Annotated in this window: 21 protein-coding genes; 5 read left to right on the top strand and 16 right to left on the bottom strand. The window is 35.7% G+C overall.

Annotated elements, in window-relative coordinates; all coding sequences use genetic code 11:
* Positions 1–26: 26 nt before the first annotated feature.
* From ACLBWE_RS01410 to ACLBWE_RS01395, 4 genes are read right to left on the bottom strand one after another with little or no spacing between them, the layout of a single operon-like run.
* Positions 27–557, bottom strand: coding sequence for a flavin reductase family protein (locus ACLBWE_RS01410; RefSeq protein ID WP_447600682.1), 531 nt, complete (start codon positions 555–557; stop codon positions 27–29).
* Positions 558–585: 28 nt separating this feature from the next.
* On the bottom strand, positions 586–1,824 hold the full coding sequence (locus ACLBWE_RS01405; RefSeq protein WP_447600680.1) for a styrene monooxygenase/indole monooxygenase family protein: 1,239 nt from the start codon (positions 1,822–1,824) through the stop codon (positions 586–588).
* Between the two features lie 43 nt (positions 1,825–1,867).
* The gene (locus ACLBWE_RS01400; RefSeq protein ID WP_005047192.1) at positions 1,868–2,653 is read right to left on the bottom strand and encodes an SDR family oxidoreductase; all 786 of its coding nucleotides are present in this window, start codon (positions 2,651–2,653) and stop codon (positions 1,868–1,870) included.
* Between the two features lie 12 nt (positions 2,654–2,665).
* A complete protein-coding gene (locus ACLBWE_RS01395; RefSeq protein WP_447600678.1) occupies positions 2,666–3,916 on the bottom strand; it encodes a dienelactone hydrolase family protein in 1,251 nt (416 codons plus the stop codon).
* 371 nt (positions 3,917–4,287) lie between these two features.
* Between ACLBWE_RS01395 and ACLBWE_RS01390 the strand changes: the two genes are divergently transcribed.
* Together ACLBWE_RS01390 and ACLBWE_RS01385 are read left to right on the top strand one after the other, a co-directional pair.
* Positions 4,288–5,499: an OprD family outer membrane porin gene (locus tag ACLBWE_RS01390; RefSeq protein ID WP_447600965.1), complete on the top strand. Its 1,212-nt coding sequence runs from the start codon at positions 4,288–4,290 to the stop codon at positions 5,497–5,499.
* A 17-nt stretch (positions 5,500–5,516) separates the two neighbouring features.
* The gene (locus ACLBWE_RS01385; RefSeq protein WP_447600676.1) at positions 5,517–6,860 is read left to right on the top strand and encodes an MFS transporter; all 1,344 of its coding nucleotides are present in this window, start codon (positions 5,517–5,519) and stop codon (positions 6,858–6,860) included.
* Between the two features lie 72 nt (positions 6,861–6,932).
* Here the strand turns inward: ACLBWE_RS01385 and ACLBWE_RS01380 are convergent, their stop codons facing one another.
* The 6 genes from ACLBWE_RS01380 to ACLBWE_RS01355 all read right to left on the bottom strand — a co-directional run bounded on the left by ACLBWE_RS01380 (position 6,933) and on the right by ACLBWE_RS01355 (position 12,612).
* Positions 6,933–7,919, bottom strand: coding sequence for an AraC family transcriptional regulator (locus ACLBWE_RS01380; protein ID WP_003651695.1), 987 nt, complete (start codon positions 7,917–7,919; stop codon positions 6,933–6,935).
* A gap of 325 nt (positions 7,920–8,244) precedes the next feature.
* Positions 8,245–9,030: a 3-hydroxybutyrate dehydrogenase gene (locus ACLBWE_RS01375; RefSeq protein ID WP_447600673.1), complete on the bottom strand. Its 786-nt coding sequence runs from the start codon at positions 9,028–9,030 to the stop codon at positions 8,245–8,247.
* A gap of 33 nt (positions 9,031–9,063) precedes the next feature.
* The gene (locus tag ACLBWE_RS01370) at positions 9,064–10,485 is read right to left on the bottom strand and encodes a GntP family permease (RefSeq protein WP_447600671.1); all 1,422 of its coding nucleotides are present in this window, start codon (positions 10,483–10,485) and stop codon (positions 9,064–9,066) included.
* Positions 10,486–10,945: 460 nt separating this feature from the next.
* A complete protein-coding gene (locus tag ACLBWE_RS01365) occupies positions 10,946–11,362 on the bottom strand; it encodes a hypothetical protein (protein WP_045432460.1) in 417 nt (138 codons plus the stop codon).
* Between the two features lie 321 nt (positions 11,363–11,683).
* Positions 11,684–11,905 carry a hypothetical protein gene (locus ACLBWE_RS01360; RefSeq protein ID WP_045432463.1) on the bottom strand — a complete coding sequence of 74 codons (222 nt, stop codon included), beginning with the start codon at positions 11,903–11,905 and terminating at the stop codon, positions 11,684–11,686.
* Positions 11,906–12,168: 263 nt separating this feature from the next.
* A complete protein-coding gene (locus ACLBWE_RS01355; RefSeq protein ID WP_447600963.1) occupies positions 12,169–12,612 on the bottom strand; it encodes a BLUF domain-containing protein in 444 nt (147 codons plus the stop codon).
* Between the two features lie 229 nt (positions 12,613–12,841).
* Between ACLBWE_RS01355 and ACLBWE_RS01350 the strand changes: the two genes are divergently transcribed.
* The gene (locus tag ACLBWE_RS01350) at positions 12,842–13,105 is read left to right on the top strand and encodes a hypothetical protein (RefSeq protein ID WP_198078539.1); all 264 of its coding nucleotides are present in this window, start codon (positions 12,842–12,844) and stop codon (positions 13,103–13,105) included.
* A 178-nt stretch (positions 13,106–13,283) separates the two neighbouring features.
* Here the strand turns inward: ACLBWE_RS01350 and ACLBWE_RS01345 are convergent, their stop codons facing one another.
* The 6 genes from ACLBWE_RS01345 to ACLBWE_RS01320 form a co-directional block, all read right to left on the bottom strand.
* Positions 13,284–13,622: a hypothetical protein gene (locus tag ACLBWE_RS01345; protein ID WP_045432469.1), complete on the bottom strand. Its 339-nt coding sequence runs from the start codon at positions 13,620–13,622 to the stop codon at positions 13,284–13,286.
* A 439-nt stretch (positions 13,623–14,061) separates the two neighbouring features.
* Positions 14,062–14,721 (bottom strand): flagellar biosynthesis protein, encoded by a 660-nt coding sequence (locus tag ACLBWE_RS01340; RefSeq protein ID WP_447600668.1) that lies wholly within the window; start codon positions 14,719–14,721, stop codon positions 14,062–14,064.
* Positions 14,722–14,902: 181 nt separating this feature from the next.
* A complete protein-coding gene (locus tag ACLBWE_RS01335; protein ID WP_447600666.1) occupies positions 14,903–15,097 on the bottom strand; it encodes an energy transducer TonB in 195 nt (64 codons plus the stop codon).
* A gap of 9 nt (positions 15,098–15,106) precedes the next feature.
* The gene (locus tag ACLBWE_RS01330) at positions 15,107–15,319 is read right to left on the bottom strand and encodes a hypothetical protein (RefSeq protein ID WP_447600664.1); all 213 of its coding nucleotides are present in this window, start codon (positions 15,317–15,319) and stop codon (positions 15,107–15,109) included.
* Positions 15,320–15,404: 85 nt separating this feature from the next.
* Positions 15,405–16,319 (bottom strand): hypothetical protein, encoded by a 915-nt coding sequence (locus ACLBWE_RS01325; RefSeq protein WP_347018300.1) that lies wholly within the window; start codon positions 16,317–16,319, stop codon positions 15,405–15,407.
* A gap of 142 nt (positions 16,320–16,461) precedes the next feature.
* A complete protein-coding gene (locus tag ACLBWE_RS01320; RefSeq protein WP_447600662.1) occupies positions 16,462–16,791 on the bottom strand; it encodes a hypothetical protein in 330 nt (109 codons plus the stop codon).
* Between the two features lie 552 nt (positions 16,792–17,343).
* On the opposite strand from ACLBWE_RS01320, the gene ACLBWE_RS01315 reads away from it, so the two are divergent.
* Both ACLBWE_RS01315 and ACLBWE_RS01310 read left to right on the top strand, forming a co-directional pair.
* A complete protein-coding gene (locus tag ACLBWE_RS01315; protein ID WP_447600660.1) occupies positions 17,344–17,598 on the top strand; it encodes a CPCC family cysteine-rich protein in 255 nt (84 codons plus the stop codon).
* 3 nt (positions 17,599–17,601) lie between these two features.
* Complete coding sequence (locus tag ACLBWE_RS01310; protein ID WP_447600658.1) at positions 17,602–18,198, top strand: DUF3885 domain-containing protein; 597 nt, start codon at positions 17,602–17,604, stop codon at positions 18,196–18,198.
* The last annotated feature ends 101 nt before the right edge of the window (positions 18,199–18,299 follow it).

Raw genomic sequence — 18,299 nt, 5'->3', positions numbered from 1 at the left:
ACCGGATTGATCGTGATTGTGGTGAATTAATGTGCTAATTCTGGATGTTCAGTGGCAATGCGATATTTTCCTGCGTGGAATACCAAAGGCTCACCTTGACGTTGTTGGTACTGTTCAATTTGTCCAATAAAAATCAGATGATCTCCGCCTTCATACTGATTGATATTACGACAAACCAAGGTTGCGAGTGCATCGGTCAAAATTGGAACGCCCGCATTACATTGCTGATGTGCAACGCCGGCAAATTTGTCTTCAGCACCTCGAGCGAAATGTCCGGATAACTGATGATGCTCTTGTGCCAACATGTGAATAGCAAAATATTCAGCTTCTACAAAATCAGACAAACTTGGCGCTGTTTTTGAAAGGCTCCACAAAATTAATGGTGGATCTAAAGACAATGAGGAAAAAGAGTTTGCTGTCATTCCTATTTTCCGACCATCTTTACCACGGGTTGTAATCACTGTAACCCCAGTTGCAAACTGACCAAGTAAATTACGAATCTCTCTTGGGTTTTCAGCATTAATCGCTTGTAAGCCTTGAGTTTCAATTGTGTCCATTTCTAAATCTCCCTTTAATGTTTTGCCCTTAAGCCACTTTTGCTGTGGTTTTTGAAGCCAAGAATGCTTGAGCCTGATTTGCATCAAACCACCAAGGAGCAAAAGCACGTGGGTCATCAAAGTTATTGGCCATAATGGAAGCAATGCTCTGGTTTTGGCTTGCGGCTGCTAATAGCTCAACCACATGCGGCTCTGGAGGTACTAACAGACTATTGGTCCAAGCCACCACTTTTTCTGCATAAGCCCAATAACGCTCAAAAGTTTGAACCATCCATTCTTCGTTAAAGCTTTGATTATCATTAGCTAAAATGGCATCGAAATAGATTTTGCTACATTTGGCAGCGTTGTTTGAGCCTTGACCAGTAATTGGATCATTAACAACTAAGGCATCTGCCATACCAAAAATTTGCTTGCCAGAGGGTAATGTCAAAATTGGTTTGCGTACGGTCGGTGGGAAACGTCCTGCCAAATACCCACCTGTATCGGTTAACTCAACATTTGCGCAACGTTCATATTCCCAAGGCACAAATTTCTTCAGTAAGTCCAAACTACATTGCAGGTGCTGTTCAGGTGTTTTGACATCTTGCCAGCAGTCCATTGGCCCGTTTGGAATGCCTTCAAAAACCATGATGTCGCAAGGACCATTCACGGTGAGTGCCGGAAATGAAAAGTATTCACCGACTTCGGGAATAATGTTAAAAGTCACACGAGAGTATGGAGAAATTGGCTTCATATTTTTGACATAGGTCAATGCCAAAGCACGTTGAGGTTTATCAAAAACACTACGTGCATCATCACGCTCAAACTGTTTAACGACTTCACCTTTACCAGCTGCTAGCAGTACAAGTTCATACTCATTTGCGAGTTGTTCTAATTCTTCAATACCCACATCTTGAATGACTAATCGACCGCCACGGCGTTCAAACTCTTCCATCCAATATGGCATTTTGACGCGTTGATCGACCGATTGAGCGTAGCGCTCAAGACGAGCACTCCATTCAAATGCTTTACCACCATTTTCAGGGTTAACTAAAGCTAACCCAATGCCTTCCACCGCTGGACATTGTTCTTCCCAAAAATTTAAACCTAAGTCACGTTCAGTTTGTAAAGCGCTATGAAACATACACTGGCTTGACATGACTTTACCTTGACGGATTTCATCGGCAGTTCGGTTGGTGATCATTGTCACGTCGTAACCTGTATCTAGTAAGCCCAAACCAAGCTGTAAACCAGACTGTCCTGCTCCAACAATTGCAATACGGCGCATAATCTTCTCCATAATTTTCTAAATGTGCTTTTAAAACGCTGAGCTATTCGGCTAAACGTGGAATAGCGGGCTGTGATCCTTCAGGGCCCATTACTGAATATCCGCCATCGACCGCATAATCTGCTCCAGTGACGAAACTCGCAGCGGGTGACAATAAAAACAAAACAACATTGGCGACTTCTTCTGGGTGACCCAAACGGCCTAGCAAGTGATAATCGGCTGCCACGCTATCGGCTTTTTCACGGTTATTGCCACTGACTTCTGCAATCACACGAGACCATGTCCAACCCGGTGAAACTGAATTGACACGAATGCCATCGGCGGCAAAATCCATTGCCATGCTTTGTGTGAGTTGACGTATTGCGGCTTTTGAAACTGGATATAACCAGCGCCCTGTTTGAGCCACTTTGGCAGAAATGGAAGTAAAGTTAACGATTGAACCTTGCTGCTTTTTTAGGTCATTGTAAAAAGCACGGCTCAGTTCAACTGTAGAGACCAAATTAATATCGAGTGCTTGTAACCAGTCCTGACGTGAGGATTTAAAACCGTCATCTAAATATGTACATGCCAAATTGACCAAGTAGCTCACTTCACCTAAATGTTGGTGAATATCCGCTACAGCTTGTTGAATAGCCGCATCACTGGTTAAATCGGTTTGAATAAACATCACATCATGGTTAAAGCTTTCCGCAATCGCTTTGCCTTTGGCATCAATATCTAAAATAGCGACATGAGCACCTGCACTAACTAAGGCTTGCACAACTGCTTTACCGATCAAAGTTGCTCCACCGCTCACCACCGCAACTTTCCCTTTTAAATCTATATTCATTGCAGATACTCCTTAATTGACTGGCTTGCCTTCGCTACTTGACCAAGATGGCATCAAAGTATTTGAAGGAAGATCTTCATCAAGAAGTTTTCGTGCGGTCTCAACGCCTGCAACTGGTAAGCCTGTTGGGTCTAATAAACCAATTTGAACGAGCACTGATGCTTGATCCCAATAAATATGCTCATGGCAAAGCTTTGACCCTCTAAACTGGATCACACCTAGCATTGGAATTTCTACATATTTACCAGTAGGCTTTACACCCGGTAATAACCAGTCAATTTCAGCATCGTGGGTGAAGCTCATAATGAATTCGTCCACCACTTGCGTTGAACCAACCGTACGAGAGATAGACGTGATCTTCATATCTTTCGGGTTTTGATGAACAAAATGGTACTGATAAAAACGGGCAAGCTGGCTGTGGCCTACACCACCCGTTAAGGTAGGAATATGGTTGACATACGGTTCTGCGACCATCGTTGCCATAGTTGCTGGTACGTCACGCGTATCGAACTCATGTCGAATATGTTCTTCCCACAAGGCAACTAAGTCATATTTCGGTCCAATCGTGTCATGTAGTGCTGTTACTGTACGCTCGTGGGCAAAGCGCGCTGAGGGTTTGTGATAATGATTGCTTTTTGGACGTGCAAATGCATGATCGACACCTTCGTAAACAAAGGCTTGTACATTTGAATATTGGCTTGCTGCATCGACAATCGCTTGTCTCGCATCTGGCGGTGTAAATTGGTCCAGTTCTGCAATATGTAAAACCAAACGCCCTTTTACGTTGGCTAACTCATCTAACGCTTTTTCAATGCCTACACCGTAATAACCTACAGCACATGCCACTTCCGAAAGGCGACAGCCTGCAAGATAAGCAAGCTTTCCACCTAAACAATAGCCCACCACACCGAGGCCTGTAGAGGTGTCACATTCTGGTCGCGTTTTTAAAAAAGATAAGCTGTCTTGAATGTCTTCAACACCGGGGTTTTCATCATATTGCTGATAAAGCTCGAAAGCCTTTTGAAAATCTTCTGGTGTGTAACCCAGTTCGATATTAGGTGCTACACGCCAAAATAAATCAGGAACTAAAACGGTATAGCCTTCTTCTGCAAGAAATTCTGCTTTTTCTCGCATGGCTGCATTCACCCCAAAGATTTCCTGACAAAGCACCACTCCAGGTCCTTTTCCTGTTTCTGGTGTTGCTAGATATGCACTGAACTGCTTTCCAGATGCTGTTTTAATTTGAACGGTTTGACCAGCCATAGTGTCAACTCCTGACATTGTTATGGCTTTATCTTCTATCCGAATATTTTTTTAGACTGTCCAAAAGCTGCAAGCACTATCCAATCTGTGCGCAATTATGAAAAAAGATAGCAATGGATAAAACATATAAAAGAATAAAGTTAATTAATTTCAATATCTTAATATAAAAAATAAAAATAATGCTTTTTATCTAATTTGGAAAAAATGGATGAAGATTAGGACTTATTGGATAGTGACTACTGGCTAAAAATAGTTCAATCAAAGTCATGTAATTAGTTTGATTACATAAGAAAAGCTCAGTCATTTTTCTAAATTAAGGCACTTTATTTATGCATCGACCAAAGCCAATTTATGGACACAACAAAACGTTAATGCTCATCAACATTTTATGTTGTAGTGCATTTTCTACTCAGGCTTATTCAGCGGATGAAGAATGGAAATTTACATTAAAAAATGCATATATAGACAGAAATTATGACAACCCAGATGTAAAAAACTCAGGTAGCTGGTCACAATCAGTCTCACTATTTTACAACTCCAATATGCACGACACGCCGTTAGAAATTGGTGGAACTCCGATTCAAATTGGCGCAAATGCTTCAGCACAATATGCGGTTCGCTTAAGCCAAGATAAACACGTTGCAGATACAGTATTACCTTTTGATAAAGCAACTCAGTCCCAAGCACCCGATTATTTAAAATATGGTGCGACATTAAAGTTAGGCTATAACAAGACGCTACTGAGCATTGGTGAATTATGGCTAGATTTACCCGTAACCACTGTAGATGCAAGTCGTCAGCTACTGACCTCTTATTGGGGAACCAATCTTAAGTCTCAATTAAGCGATAAGCTTTTTGCTGAAATTGGTCGAATTGAAAAAGTATCACCACGAAATGAAGAAGATTTTCATAGCTTTTCTTTTACTTCAAAAGGCGTGACTGGCTACTCTGATGGCCTTAACTACATAGACCTGCGCTATCAAATCACTCCTACTTTGAAAGGCGAATATTACTTCGGAAATATGGAGGATTTATATAATAAACATTATGTGGGAATAGACCACATATGGAAAAACTCTAATTTTTCGATCAATTCAAAATTCAAATATTTCAATGCCAAAGATAATGGAAATCTTTTCGACATCGATGCGCAAAATGTAGGTTTATTAGAAACGCTCAAAGTAAAAAATCACAGCTTTGGTTTAGGTTATCAACAAATTATTGGCGAGTCTGCCTACCCACTACCTGATGGTTTCTTGCCTGAAACTTATTTTATTAACTGGAACACGACCGGTTTCTTCAAACAAGATGAAAAGTCTTATCACTTCATCTATGGCTATGACTTTAAAGATCATGTGCCTGGCTTAAATACGACCTTCAAATATGTATATGGCGACCACTTTAAGACAGCAGATGGCTTAAAAAATAAAGAAAGTGAAGCAAACATTATTGTCAATTATGCCCTTCAACAGCCTTTTCTCAAAGGTTTAGCCCTTCAGTACATCTTTATCAATTACGACGTTAAGCATGGAAACGATTTTTCTGAAAACCGTTTCTTTGTTAATTACAGCAGAAAATTTTAATGAGTTAAGGAATACATATGAAAACGATAGATGCAAATTCGGTAATCAACCGCGAAAAACTGTCCCCATTGCAGTGGATGGTTTTTATACTCGGATTTTTTGTCTTCTTCTGTGATGGCTTAGATACAGGAATTATTGGTTTTATTGCTCCCGCATTACTGGATGACTGGGGAATTACCAAACCACAGCTTGCGCCTGTTTTAAGTGCCGCTTTAGTTGGTATGTCAATCGGTGCCATTATTTCAGGGCCATTGTCCGATAAGTTTGGGCGTAAAGGCGTCATTGTTTTTACGAGCCTTTTGTTTTCAATATTTACCATTTTGTGTGGCTTTGCCGACTCGACCCAAGATTTAATGATTTATAGATTTATCACAGGAGTTGGTTTAGGGGCAGCCATGCCAAACATTAGTACCATTGTCTCTGAATATATGCCTGTAAAACGTAAGGCATTCCTAACAGGTCTAGCTGGTTGCGGTTTTATGCTTGGTATTTCTTGTGGCGGTGTGTTGTCAGCTTATCTGTTAGAAAGTTATGGCTGGGCCAAAGTCATTATTATTGGTGGAAGTATTCCCCTCATTTTAGTGGTTGCCTTATTACTTAAATTACCTGAATCAACTCAATACTTAATTACGCGCCAACAACAAGATAAAGCACAACGAATTTTAGAAGATATTCAAGGGCATCCATTCCAAGAACCAGTAAAACTTGTCTTGGCTCAAACAGAAACAGCGTCAGAGGAAAATCCGGTTAAAATCGTTTTAGGAAAATACCTGTGGGGTTCAAGCATGCTTTGGCTGTGCTGCTTTACGAGTCTTTTAGTGTTTTATCTTTTAACAAGCTGGATGCCAACAATTTTAAAAACAGCTGGGTTTACGACGCAACAATTTAGTTTAATTGCAGCTATTTTCCCTTTTGGTGGCGTGATTGGTGCAACCATTATGGGTTGGTACATGGATAAACTGAACCCAACCACAGTGATTAAATACTCTTATTTAATTGCTTTTGGGCTATTCATTGTCGCAGGCTTAGTCAGTTCAAATATTTTCTTATTGGGTATTACCATTTTCTTAATTGGTGCATTACTTGCTGGTGCTCAATCTTCTTTACTACCACTTGCAGCCATTTTCTACCCAGCGGTGTGCCGCGCGGTTGGCGTTTCGTGGATGCATGGTATTGGTCGTATCGGCGCAATTATAGGTGCTTTCTTTGGATCGCTCATTTTCACGTTTAACTTAAGTTTAAGCGGTATTTTCTTTATTCTTGCATTACCAACCTTCATTTCATTTATTGCCCTTAGTCTTAAAGTCATTTATGAAAAATCTAAAAGTAAGCAAGTATTGAATCTTGAAAATAGTATTTAAAATATAGAGATAAATAAAAACCCTGATTGAATTAATTCAATCAGGGTTTTTATTAGTTAAGAGGTTAAATGCTTAAAAAATTTTGCCCTTCGTTTCACTTGGTTTTTCACCAAACTCTTCGCGATATTCTTGAGAAAAACGACTTAAATGATTAAACCCCCAGTCATAAGCAAGCTTAGAAATAGATACTTTTCTATCCGCTCCTGTGGTGCTCAAGATTTTATAAATTTGTTGGAGACGATATTTTTTTAAATACGACATTGGACTGGTGCCGTAGTATTGTTGAAATTCATCATACAATTTTGATTTTGAAACTCCAGCTAGACGTTGCAAGTCTTCTGCACAGATTTCTTCGTGCGCATGTTCAATAATAAAATTCCGCACCTTTCGGATATAGGCTGGTTCATCCTGATGCGAAAGTAACTTTAAACTTTCGGAATAATTATTTTCTTGAGATAAAAGTAAGGCTTTAATTACAAAATTTTCATAGTCTTCAGATAACATCTGCAAACCATAAAAATTGCTATATTGAGATTTTAACTGTAAAAAATTCTGAATATTTTTCCACCATGCACCAATCAGTTGTTCCGAGTCCAGATGCATTTCTGGATTAAAAATGATGGGAGCATCTACCGGTTTGTTCAGTAGATCTGCAAGAACAATTTGCATGCTTCGTTCTGGAATAACCACCTGAAATTTTCGACAATCTTTATCAATAATCAGATCTTGCTGATCGTTATTTGAAACAATAAGTCCTCTGTTTTCATCAGACTGATAATGAGCACCACGAATGTTGAGAGCTTGTCTTCCTTGTATCGGCAAGCTAATGCTATAAGCTTTTAGATTAGAGATGTTAATGGCAACATTTGCACCATAACTGATTGTGCCAATTGCCATTTTTTTATTAGGCAGGCGCATTCCATCATAGTGAAAATCGAGAGTATCTTTGTAAATTGTGTCTAGACGGTGTTCACCACAAATTGTGGACATCAAATTCTGCGCAAATTCGGCTTTGCGTGAATAATGATTGAGTTCCGTCTGTTGGCTGAGTGATATCATATCCTTTTCACCTAGCTAAATAACTTATTGCTTAAAAAGCAACTTGTATGCCAATTAATATCCTTTAATTGACGAATTTTCCTGAAAATATCTAATCAAGAAAGAGAGTAAAGATTACTTTCTCATACTCTATTAGATTTTAAAATTGGAAATAAGTTAAATACCTTTAAAGTATAATTTCATACCTTAACAAACTTATTTTATTGGATTTTTTATAAGCAACTATAGTTGAGATAAATCATTGTTTTGAACACTAAACTTACATATCTTTTTATTCACAAAAAACCGCCTATTAAAAAATAAGCGGCTTTTATAAAACTCTAAATTATTGTGCGGTATAACCACCATCCATAACCACAGCCTGACCCGTTACCCCACCTGCTTTGTCACTCGCAAGGAAAATTGCATAATCAGCAATTTCTTCAACAGATAACAAACGTTTTTGAGGAACCATTGCCAGAATTACATCTTCAAGTGCGCTGTCTAGACTCACATTACGAGTCTTAGCCAAATCTGCAATTTGCCCACGAACCAATGGTGTGTCTACATAACCTGGGCAGAGTGCATTCACTGTAATACCATCTCTTGCACATTCTAATGCGGCAACTTTTGTCAGACCAATTAAACCATGTTTAGCACTGTTATAACCTGCTTTCCCAGCGAAACCAATCAAGCCATTAATTGAAGCCATATTAATAATACGACCCGATTTTTGAGCTTTCATAATTGGAAAAACATGTTTAATGCCAATAAATGAACCAGTGAGCATGACCTGAACTAGCTTTTGAAAAACAGTGGTTGGAAACTCTTCAATAGGTGCAACATGTTGAAAACCAGCATTATTAATTAAGATATCTACAGTGCCAAAGGTCTGTTGAGTGAGTTCAATTGCTTGTTTATAAGCATCTTCGTCAGTTACATCAAATGGTGCAGATAATGCTTCAAAGCCTTGTCCTGTTAACAGTTTTGCCGTTTCTTGGCACTTTTCAGCATTCATATCAGAAATGACAACTTTTGCACCTTCTTGAGCAAATTTCTTGGCAATCTCTAGACCGATACCACTTGCAGAGCCCGTAATAAAGGCTACTTTTCCGTCTAAAAGTTTAGTCATCTATTCACTCCTTAATATTTTTAACTTGTTGGTTTAAACAATACCAGTCACTGTAAAGACCGTAATCACCACAAATACCGCTAACGTTTTAATTACTGTGACTGCAAAAATATCCTTATACGACTGTTTATGGGTTAAACCCGTAACAGCAAGCAAGGTAATGACAGCACCATTATGCGGAAGTGTATCCATACCGCCCGATGCCATTGCAACCACACGGTGCATGACTTCTGGTGGAATACCTGCTGCTAAAATTGCGGCGTTATAGTGTTCAGCCATCGCGCTTAAAGCGATACTCATACCACCAGAAGCTGAACCGGTAATACCTGCTAAAACTGTTGTCGTCACAGCCCCATTCACTAAAGGATTTGTAAAAGTACTGCTCATTGCATGACTAATCAGGGCAAAGCCCGGTAATGACGCAATAATTGCACCGAAACCATATTCAGAAGCTGTATTCATCACTGCTAAAAGTGAGCCACCAATACTGGCATTAATGCCCTCTTTAAAGTTCGTCACTACACGTTGGTAGTCAAATAAAATTGCAGCAATAATTCCGACAATAAGTGCTAAACCAACAGCCCAGATCGCCCCCGTTTTTGCGACATCAACCGCGTAATCGGCTAAACCTACAGTGGCAAAATCAAAGCCATTTGGATACCACTCTTTAATTGCCTTAGACAAATACTTGTTCATTACAGCAACAAGAATGAGAGGTACAAATGCTAAAAACTGACGAGCTGTGCTTCCATTATTTTGCATAGATATATCGGCTTCAATTTCTTGAGACGACGTATTGTCTACTCCAAAACCAGAAAAGCCTTCACCCGCTTTTGCAGCAGCACGACGACGCCACTCCAAATAAGCTAAACCTGCACATAAAACGAAAATAGCGCCAATAATCCCTAAAAATGGGGCGGCATAAATATTGGTACCAAAGAAAGTGGTGGGAATAACGTTCTGGATTTGTGGCGTACCAGGCAATGCATCCATGGTAAATGTGAATGCACCAAGCGCGATAGTTCCAGGAATTAAACGTTTTGGAATATTAGCTTGTCTAAAAAGCTGGTTTGCAAAAGGATAAATTGCAAATACTGCAACAAATAAGCTGACACCGCTATACGTTAAAATTGCACCTAATAACACAACGGTTAAAATCGCTTTTTTTGCCCCAATCCATCTCACAATGGTTCGAGCGATAGATTCGGCAATTCCAGACATTTCAACGACTTTACCGAAAATTGCCCCGAGCAAAAATACAAGAAAGTAATCTTTAATAAAGTTCACCATTTTGGGCATAAAAACACCCGAATAAAATGGTAAAACATTGGCTGGGTTAATGAGTAAAACTGCAAGTAAGGCACAAATTGGTGCCATGAGAATGACAGAAAAGCCCTTGTAAGCTGTGTACATTAACAGCCCAAGCGAAAGTAGAATTACAAATAATTCCCACATATATTCTTTCTCCCTAAAGAATAAATATTAGGTTTAAAATTACCAAAAGATATTTAGGTTATCCCAAACCTATAATGATAAAAATCACAACATCTATACTTGGTAATAGGTAAATGTGCCTAAAATAAAATATCACTAAAATATTTAAAAACAATGTAATTTATTTAAATTTTAAAATATTTATAATTTACATATGGATATGTTGTTTATTTGGTAAAAAGTTATTATTTTTAAAGTTTCATTGTTTTATAAAACTTATTAATTATTGAGTAAATTAAATTAATACCTCTATATTATTTAATAAAGGCAATTAAATAATATATTTTTTAAAATAATTTAATAAATATTTTCGGTGAACTGAGTAATCTATTAGTAAGTAAGAAAAAACCCACTTAATGATGAGTGGGTTCAATTAAAATTTAACATTGCTTGACGGCCTTAGAGGCAGGCTCTTACGCTTTTATTTCATTCGAGTTAGTCTTAAATTAAAGTCAGATGGAAGTAGGATTCGATATTCTATCTCCGCTCCTGGTTTGACTTCCGTTTCTTGAGAAGTGGCAATATTTGGACACATCCCTCCACCTGTTTCTAATCTAAAAATATAATATTTGGGCTCAAGATAAATAGTAGCTATTTCATTTGAACGAATTGAGAATACTTTCTCGTTATTAACATACATATCATGACTACAGCCAGATCCTAAAAAACCTTTATCTCTTAAAAAAGTAACTTTTGCTTGTTCAGGAGTGTGTTTCTTTAAATAGTTCTGATCGTATACTCTCTCATTAGGTACTGGCTTGGCTGTATTTGAACCAACTGGAGCTGTTGAACACCCAATTAAACCCAGAACTAGTCCTAAAAAAATAATCTTTTTCATGAAATTATCCATTTTAATAGTGAGTAAAATTTAACAGTTCAGAAAACGAAAAACCACCCAAAGGTGGCTTTAAACTTAATGATATTTTAGTAGTGAAGAGTAAAAAACTTGGTTAGTGTTAAATTTGTAGTATCACTGATCGGATAAGGCTTACTATTGATTATCAGAGGAAAGAATTTTGCTTTTTTAAGAAATTCATCATTGCCCATAAGTGATTCCTGTAAAAATAAAAATCGGCCTATATAATCAATGGTCTAATGACAATAAATATTAAATCACTATAAGGCGGTTTAATTATTTCCAAAACATTATAAAAAGTGTTTACTCTTCTTCATTTGTTGTCTCTTTTCCTAAGCATGTGTTTTCGATACTGTCACCAAACTTAAGAATCGGAGGTAGTTCATTTTCATCATAAGTTTCTGGAATTGGCCATTCATATGCAAGTTTAGCAATCCGATTCGCTTCTTTCTTATTATAAAAACTCTTTTCAACTTCTATATATCCAAGAAGATCATCGATGAGGTATATCATCTTGCCTAACATGCATAAATGTAAATGCGTAGCGTCTTAATTCCGTACAATATTTTTCATTTTGAGTATATGTAAAGTGCGTATGTAATGCCTCATTTTCAGAAATTGCATAAGCAGCATTTGATAATAATAAACATGTAAGTAATAAAATTAAAATTTTCTTCATCTATTTAATTAACTCTATATCCAATCGTCACTTAACTAAGAAAAGCCCTCTTTAGAGGGCTTATATTTTTAAGTAGAAAAAACTACTCTAATTCAGATCCTATCATTGATTAAATTTGATATTGATCAGCTTTAAGATTTGGTTGATCGACAAGCAATTTAATAAAAGATGGAATTGATGTAGTGTTAAGCAAATACGGGTTAAACTCATCGACATGATGATGAAAAAAGAAATCTTTTATTTTCGTATTTATAGGAGCAAATTTCATACTCCAATGCTTAAACAACCGCTGTTCGGACGGTTCCGAAAAGATGATTTCACAATTCTGATGTCGCGAATCTTTCAAAATTGAATTATAAAATAGTGATTCAACTTGTTCTTTCTCGCCTTCCAAATACTGCAAGAAATATCCATTACCATAGTAAAGTACTCCCGTAATATCATTATAAGAGTTGAATTTGACTGCTTCTGTGAGGATATCAATTAAATCTTGTTTTACTTGACTATGTTCACTATTGGTTTTACTTGCATACATAAACCCTATTAAACTCATAGCGATAACTCGAAGATAGATGTCAGCTAGGCATTCTGACATTTACGCCTATCGCTTACAACCGAACCTATTTAAAACCTTGTATTTCAAGAGTAAAGATTATTATCATTTTGAAAATGACAAACTTTAACAACCAGAAATCTTTTGTAAATTAAAGCCAACTAACAAACTCACAAGAAAGTATCAATTTCAGTAAAATTGAAAATTGTCTTTAATTTGTGGATGTTTAATGGAGAACCATGAAATTATTCTTCAAGACGAACATCATAAACAACTTAAGATTGTCAAAGTTCAGGATGTGCGTTTTGATGTAAATACGCTTAACAATAGTCATCAATGGTTATGGGTATTTGATCATAGTTCAGAGTTTTTCCCATTTGAGTTGTGGGATCAGCTCGACAATGCAACTGTTCATCAAAAGATAAAACTGGGTGAGCAAGTTTTTAAAATTATTAAGATTTTGACAAAGAAAACTAAAGTCAGGCCCTCATGACATATAGCTGTACACATACGATGGAAGCCAAAAAAAGGGTAATTATTCAAGCTTTTTAAATCACTACTTGATTAGCAAGCTAATCATATGGAAATTATTCTTGGAAATGAATTTGTTGATTTTCTTCAGCTATAACAAACCCACTCATTGAGTAGGTTTGTTCAATTAAATTTTGAGACTAAATAGCCTCTATGACGATATATTTTCCTTCATAGAAGACACCTTCGGTACTTGTTTCTTTTAATTTGCAATAAATCGCAATTGGATGTGTCAGTTTTTTATTTTCGTCACTAGGAACATGTGTAATTCCAGATAAAAAATTTGAATTATCATTTTCTAAACTCCACGAGGCACCTCTGTCTTTATGCCATTTGCTATTTGGATATTTAGAATCTAGCCATTCAATACATTGCTTCATTGTTGAAAACTTTTTTGTTTCCTCTTTTTCAATTTTCGATGCTGCACTTACCGAGGCTCCAAATGTTAAGAATAAAGCTCCAATTAAAGTTTTTCTCATAAAATTACCCTTTATCATTAATAATTAAAATTTAAGAGCTTAGGGTATAAAAAAAACCACCCTTAGGTGGATTAGTTTTTGGGAAGAGTTTTGTTAATTTCACTACTGGCAGTTTCTTGAGGTTTTAATAAGTTAAAACTTTCATAGTTCGCTAAAATACAAAAAAGAAGAGCGGCTAGCAAAATTAGGGTTATCTTATTCATTTCATTTTACCTTAGAGATTTTATTTTTTTAATCCCGCAATGGTACATGAAAATACTGTCAAAACCTTAATTGTTAATAATCTACCACAATTTATTACAAAAGTTGTTTGGAATACTTAATTACTTTTCTAAATCACTTGATGGTAATGCAACTGGCGAATAAACAACGATGAGACATAAAAAGCACCCTAGGGTGCTTTTTAAACTTAAATATATTTCAAAGATTTAAATAAAAACTACTGACTTTGCTTAGAAAGCTCAATAATTAACTTTTCCTCGTAGTCATTGAGTACTTTGTCAATATTCTCTACCCATTTCGACTCGTTCGCTACCTGTGCTGATCTAGTTACCTTGCTATAGATTTTAAATGGTGGGCGATTAGGGTGTTTGGCATCTAAAATTTCGGTATCAATTTCAGAATTGATTTTGATTGAGGCAAATCCAGGCTGGAACCATGACCAAAATTTATTAATTTTAATATTGAGTATCAGATCGGCATTGGCTTCATTAGTGGTGTTATTAGCAAGAACTTTATATCCCGACTGCTGCAATGCTTCAGAAACACGTTTATCAACCAAATGCGATACAGTCTCATCCTTTAAAAGGATATCGCCTAAAGCCTTTCCATATCCATTTCTTTTACGAGCAACAGCTCGGGCTTTTTCTTCTACTGTTGCATTAGATTGCTCACCTTTTAAAGATGGAATATCAGCTGATGCGGGTTTATCTTGAAATTTTCGATCATCCTCAACCTTCACTATAATCGATTTGCCTTGTGCTACTATATTTTGGGATTGATTTAGTTTTTGACCTTGAGGTATTTCAATTAAGCCCCTTGATGTTGCACACCCCATTAAACTTAAAGCAATTAAACTTGTAGCCAATATTTTCATCATGAGTTTTTAACCGTTTGTTATAAAGTTCACACAATTTAACAAATTATTTACTAAATGTCACATAAAGAAATACTCAGCTACATGGTTTAAAAATTTATATAATTATTTAAAGACATGTGAATAGCCTTTCCTTCTATTAAACAAATAAATTATTTTTTTATGAAAACTTATTAATATTAGACTAGTTCTCAAGTGTAAATAGCAGAGGTAGAGTTACATCGAAACGAACATGTTTTCCATTTATTTTATAAGGCTTTAATTTAGCTAACTTGACAGCATTCATAGATTTTTCATCAAGCTCTGCTAGCCCACTGCTTCGAGTTAAAACAACCTCTGTAATTACTCCCCATTCATCAGCTTTAACATCTAAAACCACAAGTCTATTTCATCCTGCAAGCTCTGCTCCCGAAATAGTAAGCGATGGAGCTTTTAACCAATAAACTTTAAATGATTCAGGAACCTTATAGTAAGAATTTTTTGAATCAAAATTTGGAGGAGTTTTAACATCTAAATCTAAGTTTCTATTTAACCTTTCTACAGGTTTACTTGCACACCCCAATAAAATAAAGAACAAGCTAGTTAAAATAATCTTTTTCATAAAAGTAACCAATTTAATAATAAGTAAAATTTAAAAGCTCAAAAAAACACTAATGAGTTCTTTATTTTAAATTAATATCAAATAACTATGTTGCCTTAAAGCTAATTGATAAGTTTCTTGCTATTTTTCTAACATCAGTATTTTCAGGCAAAGTAAACGGAATTGATTTTTTAATCGCTCGCTCAATACTTAACTTAAATTCTTTAGAGACTTCATTCAAAAATATTATTTGATTTACCTCACCTTTATCCGTTAATAAAACCCTAACTCTTGCACTAGTTCCCGCTGAGTTAGGAGGAACATCCCAAGCTTTAAAAATTTTTAACTGGTACTCCTTTTTATATCTTTCAGCTTCACTTGAGGTAATAGATGAGGGAAAATTATAAGCAACAGTTTTGCGAATAGGATAAGCTTTTCCATTAACATTTAATGGAAAAAATTTTGCACGTTCACGAAATTCATCAAGCACGAAATTATCTAATTTAATAAGCCCACTACTTTTTTGAATTTCAGATCTAGTTAGAGTTCCGTTCACATCAGCTTCTGTAAAAATAGATACTGATCTATTTTGACCATACAGATCTTCGTCATTTACTTTTATTTCTGGATAGACTTCGAATTCAGGTTCTCTAGATGCTTCTAAGTGGAAGGGTTGTACAAATCTGACTGGATAGAAAACTCCATTTTCTTGATAAGGTGAAAATCTAGCGTTTTCCACTGCGGTTATTAACTTTAAATCTATACTATTAATCCCACTGCTTTGCATCAATTTAATTGCTGTAATTTTACCACTTATATTAGTTTCTGCTGCTATCACAACATTTCTATCATATCCTTGTAGCTCATCATTACTGATGCTAATGCTTGGAGGTTGAATCCACTTAACCTTTTGATATTGCAATTCTCTAAAATTTTCAGCTTCTTGCGCATACGTATTTAGTGCAAAGTAAAATAAAAAGCTTAAGATAAATTTTATTAAAATTTTCATAATAAATTTCATTTAATCCTAATTAATAATCAGCTAATGGAGCTATTCCATACTAAATTTCCATTCGATAAAGACTCGGCCATCCAGACTGCATTCAATCTAGGACAAGAAGACGTATTAACTACATCTTGAGTCTTATGAAAGATATTAAAAGTTAAACAACAGTTTTTTTAGTACGGTGTATTAAATAATGAATCAGAGAACCAAATTGGAGTGTTATTACTAAAGCAAGAAAGCTAGAGAAGATGCTAGTAATATCGTTATTTTTCCTTACAGAAAATAACGCCAGAATGAGTGAAAGAATGATTGATACATAAAGAGCATTTTTATACCTATTTTCAGTTGCTTTAGCCGTGAAAATATAACCTGAAGTAGTCAATGCTACTATTCCAAATAAGGCTATGAAGAAAGGATTCATTATGTTAAGAGCATAGCTTGCACTGAAAGCAACTATCATACCTACAGTACATACACCTAGGAGCATAGCGAAACAATAAAAAAGATATTTTAAGTTCATTTTTTTAAGTTTTAAAGATATTAAAAAATGATTATATAACAATAATATTATACAAATAAAGAGAGTATTAAAATGACATAAAATTTAGATCCAGTCCAATCCCATAATATAAGGAAATATAAAAATATAGTTTTAAATACATTTACTAATAGTTCTCTTAATGAAGTCATTCTAGATAAATTAAGATTATTGATGAAGGTGGACCAGTAGATTATAAAATCACTCTGTCCAAGATGAATGAATATTATACTAGCTTAGCGAAAAGGATTGCTTCAGGTGATTTATCACCTAAAAATTTGATACTATGGCAGAAAATTAGAAAATGGTTTTACAAGTCAATCTGCTTTAATTGGTGAACAGATATCAATAGATGGTGGCCTATATGAAGTAAAATATACACAAGTCACCCCTTCTATTCCTGATGCTTGTGCAATTCCTGGTTACTGGCTAGCTGGGTTATAGATATAATATTATTGATTTGAAGTAAAAACTTTAAAATAAGGAGTTTTTAATATTATTATGAACAATAAATACCCATGCTTATGTTGTAGTTATTTAACCAGAGACGAGCCACCTAATGGTACTTACGATATTTGTCCAGTGTGTTTCTGGGAGGATGATCCAGTTCAGTCAGAAGATCATGAATTTTCAGGTGGCGCAAATGTTCCATCTTTAAACGAATCTCGTAAAAATTTTAAGGAATATGGAGCTATCGATAAACAATTTATTCGATATGTAAGACTACCTTATGAAAATGAAATGATTAAAGAATAAACAATGAAATACGATTTTGAATGCAAATTGAATAGTAGATTTCTCAATAAAGTTCCTATTCCTTATCTCTTTAAATACTATTTCCCCGATAGTTGGCTTCGTCTGCACAGCTTCGCTGATTCAAAAAGATATGCTGATAACTGTACTCAAATGGACATATTGCTTACACATCAAAACCATATTATTGATGACTGTTTAAGTTCTGGATCACCCATTTTTATAGTTTCAGGAAATTCTTTTATAGGTGATTCAAAAATCCCAATCTATGATCAAGTTTCTATGCTTAATTATGATTTTACTGCTGTACCCTCTATAAACTTGCATAAAATTGACCCAGAACATTTTGATGATGGTGAAGATAATGACCTATATTTCACTCCTATGTTCACTGAAACGCTGTGGGAACCTAATATTCATAATGATTTATTAGTCAAAATTGCTAATGATGAAACACGTGCTTTTTTTATTTCTTTTGAGAAGAATGTAATCATCGCGCCTTATGACGGCGGCTTAGATCTTATTATTGAAGATTGCTATTTAAAAAATGAGATAAAAAAGAAATATAGTGAGCTACTTTCAAAACGAGATGATGGGCTTTAAAACTTCTCCGTATACGCATATTTACAATTGTTTTATTTATCCAGTAGCTGAAGATAACTCCCCAAGTTGGAAAATTGCTGAATCCCTAGGGGGAAATTAGT

The organism is Acinetobacter sp. M5A5_2a (genome assembly GCF_053345265.1).
Note: the sequence above shows the minus strand (reverse complement) of the source record. Positions and strands in the feature narration are given on the sequence as shown.

Coding starts and splice junctions, on each gene's coding strand:
- ACLBWE_RS01410 (WP_447600682.1), bottom strand. CDS start 557: ATGGACACAATTGAAACTCAAGGCTTACAAGCGATTAATGCTGAAAAC.
- ACLBWE_RS01405 (WP_447600680.1), bottom strand. CDS start 1,824: ATGCGCCGTATTGCAATTGTTGGAGCAGGACAGTCTGGTTTACAGCTT.
- ACLBWE_RS01400 (WP_005047192.1), bottom strand. CDS start 2,653: ATGAATATAGATTTAAAAGGGAAAGTTGCGGTGGTGAGCGGTGGAGCA.
- ACLBWE_RS01395 (WP_447600678.1), bottom strand. CDS start 3,916: ATGGCTGGTCAAACCGTTCAAATTAAAACAGCATCTGGAAAGCAGTTC.
- ACLBWE_RS01390 (WP_447600965.1), top strand. CDS start 4,288: ATGCTCATCAACATTTTATGTTGTAGTGCATTTTCTACTCAGGCTTAT.
- ACLBWE_RS01385 (WP_447600676.1), top strand. CDS start 5,517: ATGAAAACGATAGATGCAAATTCGGTAATCAACCGCGAAAAACTGTCC.
- ACLBWE_RS01380 (WP_003651695.1), bottom strand. CDS start 7,919: ATGATATCACTCAGCCAACAGACGGAACTCAATCATTATTCACGCAAA.
- ACLBWE_RS01375 (WP_447600673.1), bottom strand. CDS start 9,030: ATGACTAAACTTTTAGACGGAAAAGTAGCCTTTATTACGGGCTCTGCA.
- ACLBWE_RS01370 (WP_447600671.1), bottom strand. CDS start 10,485: ATGTGGGAATTATTTGTAATTCTACTTTCGCTTGGGCTGTTAATGTAC.
- ACLBWE_RS01365 (WP_045432460.1), bottom strand. CDS start 11,362: ATGAAAAAGATTATTTTTTTAGGACTAGTTCTGGGTTTAATTGGGTGT.
- ACLBWE_RS01360 (WP_045432463.1), bottom strand. CDS start 11,905: ATGTTAGGCAAGATGATATACCTCATCGATGATCTTCTTGGATATATA.
- ACLBWE_RS01355 (WP_447600963.1), bottom strand. CDS start 12,612: ATGAGTTTAATAGGGTTTATGTATGCAAGTAAAACCAATAGTGAACAT.
- ACLBWE_RS01350 (WP_198078539.1), top strand. CDS start 12,842: ATGGAGAACCATGAAATTATTCTTCAAGACGAACATCATAAACAACTT.
- ACLBWE_RS01345 (WP_045432469.1), bottom strand. CDS start 13,622: ATGAGAAAAACTTTAATTGGAGCTTTATTCTTAACATTTGGAGCCTCG.
- ACLBWE_RS01340 (WP_447600668.1), bottom strand. CDS start 14,721: ATGATGAAAATATTGGCTACAAGTTTAATTGCTTTAAGTTTAATGGGG.
- ACLBWE_RS01330 (WP_447600664.1), bottom strand. CDS start 15,319: ATGAAAAAGATTATTTTAACTAGCTTGTTCTTTATTTTATTGGGGTGT.
- ACLBWE_RS01325 (WP_347018300.1), bottom strand. CDS start 16,319: ATGAAATTTATTATGAAAATTTTAATAAAATTTATCTTAAGCTTTTTA.
- ACLBWE_RS01320 (WP_447600662.1), bottom strand. CDS start 16,791: ATGCTCCTAGGTGTATGTACTGTAGGTATGATAGTTGCTTTCAGTGCA.
- ACLBWE_RS01315 (WP_447600660.1), top strand. CDS start 17,344: ATGAACAATAAATACCCATGCTTATGTTGTAGTTATTTAACCAGAGAC.
- ACLBWE_RS01310 (WP_447600658.1), top strand. CDS start 17,602: ATGAAATACGATTTTGAATGCAAATTGAATAGTAGATTTCTCAATAAA.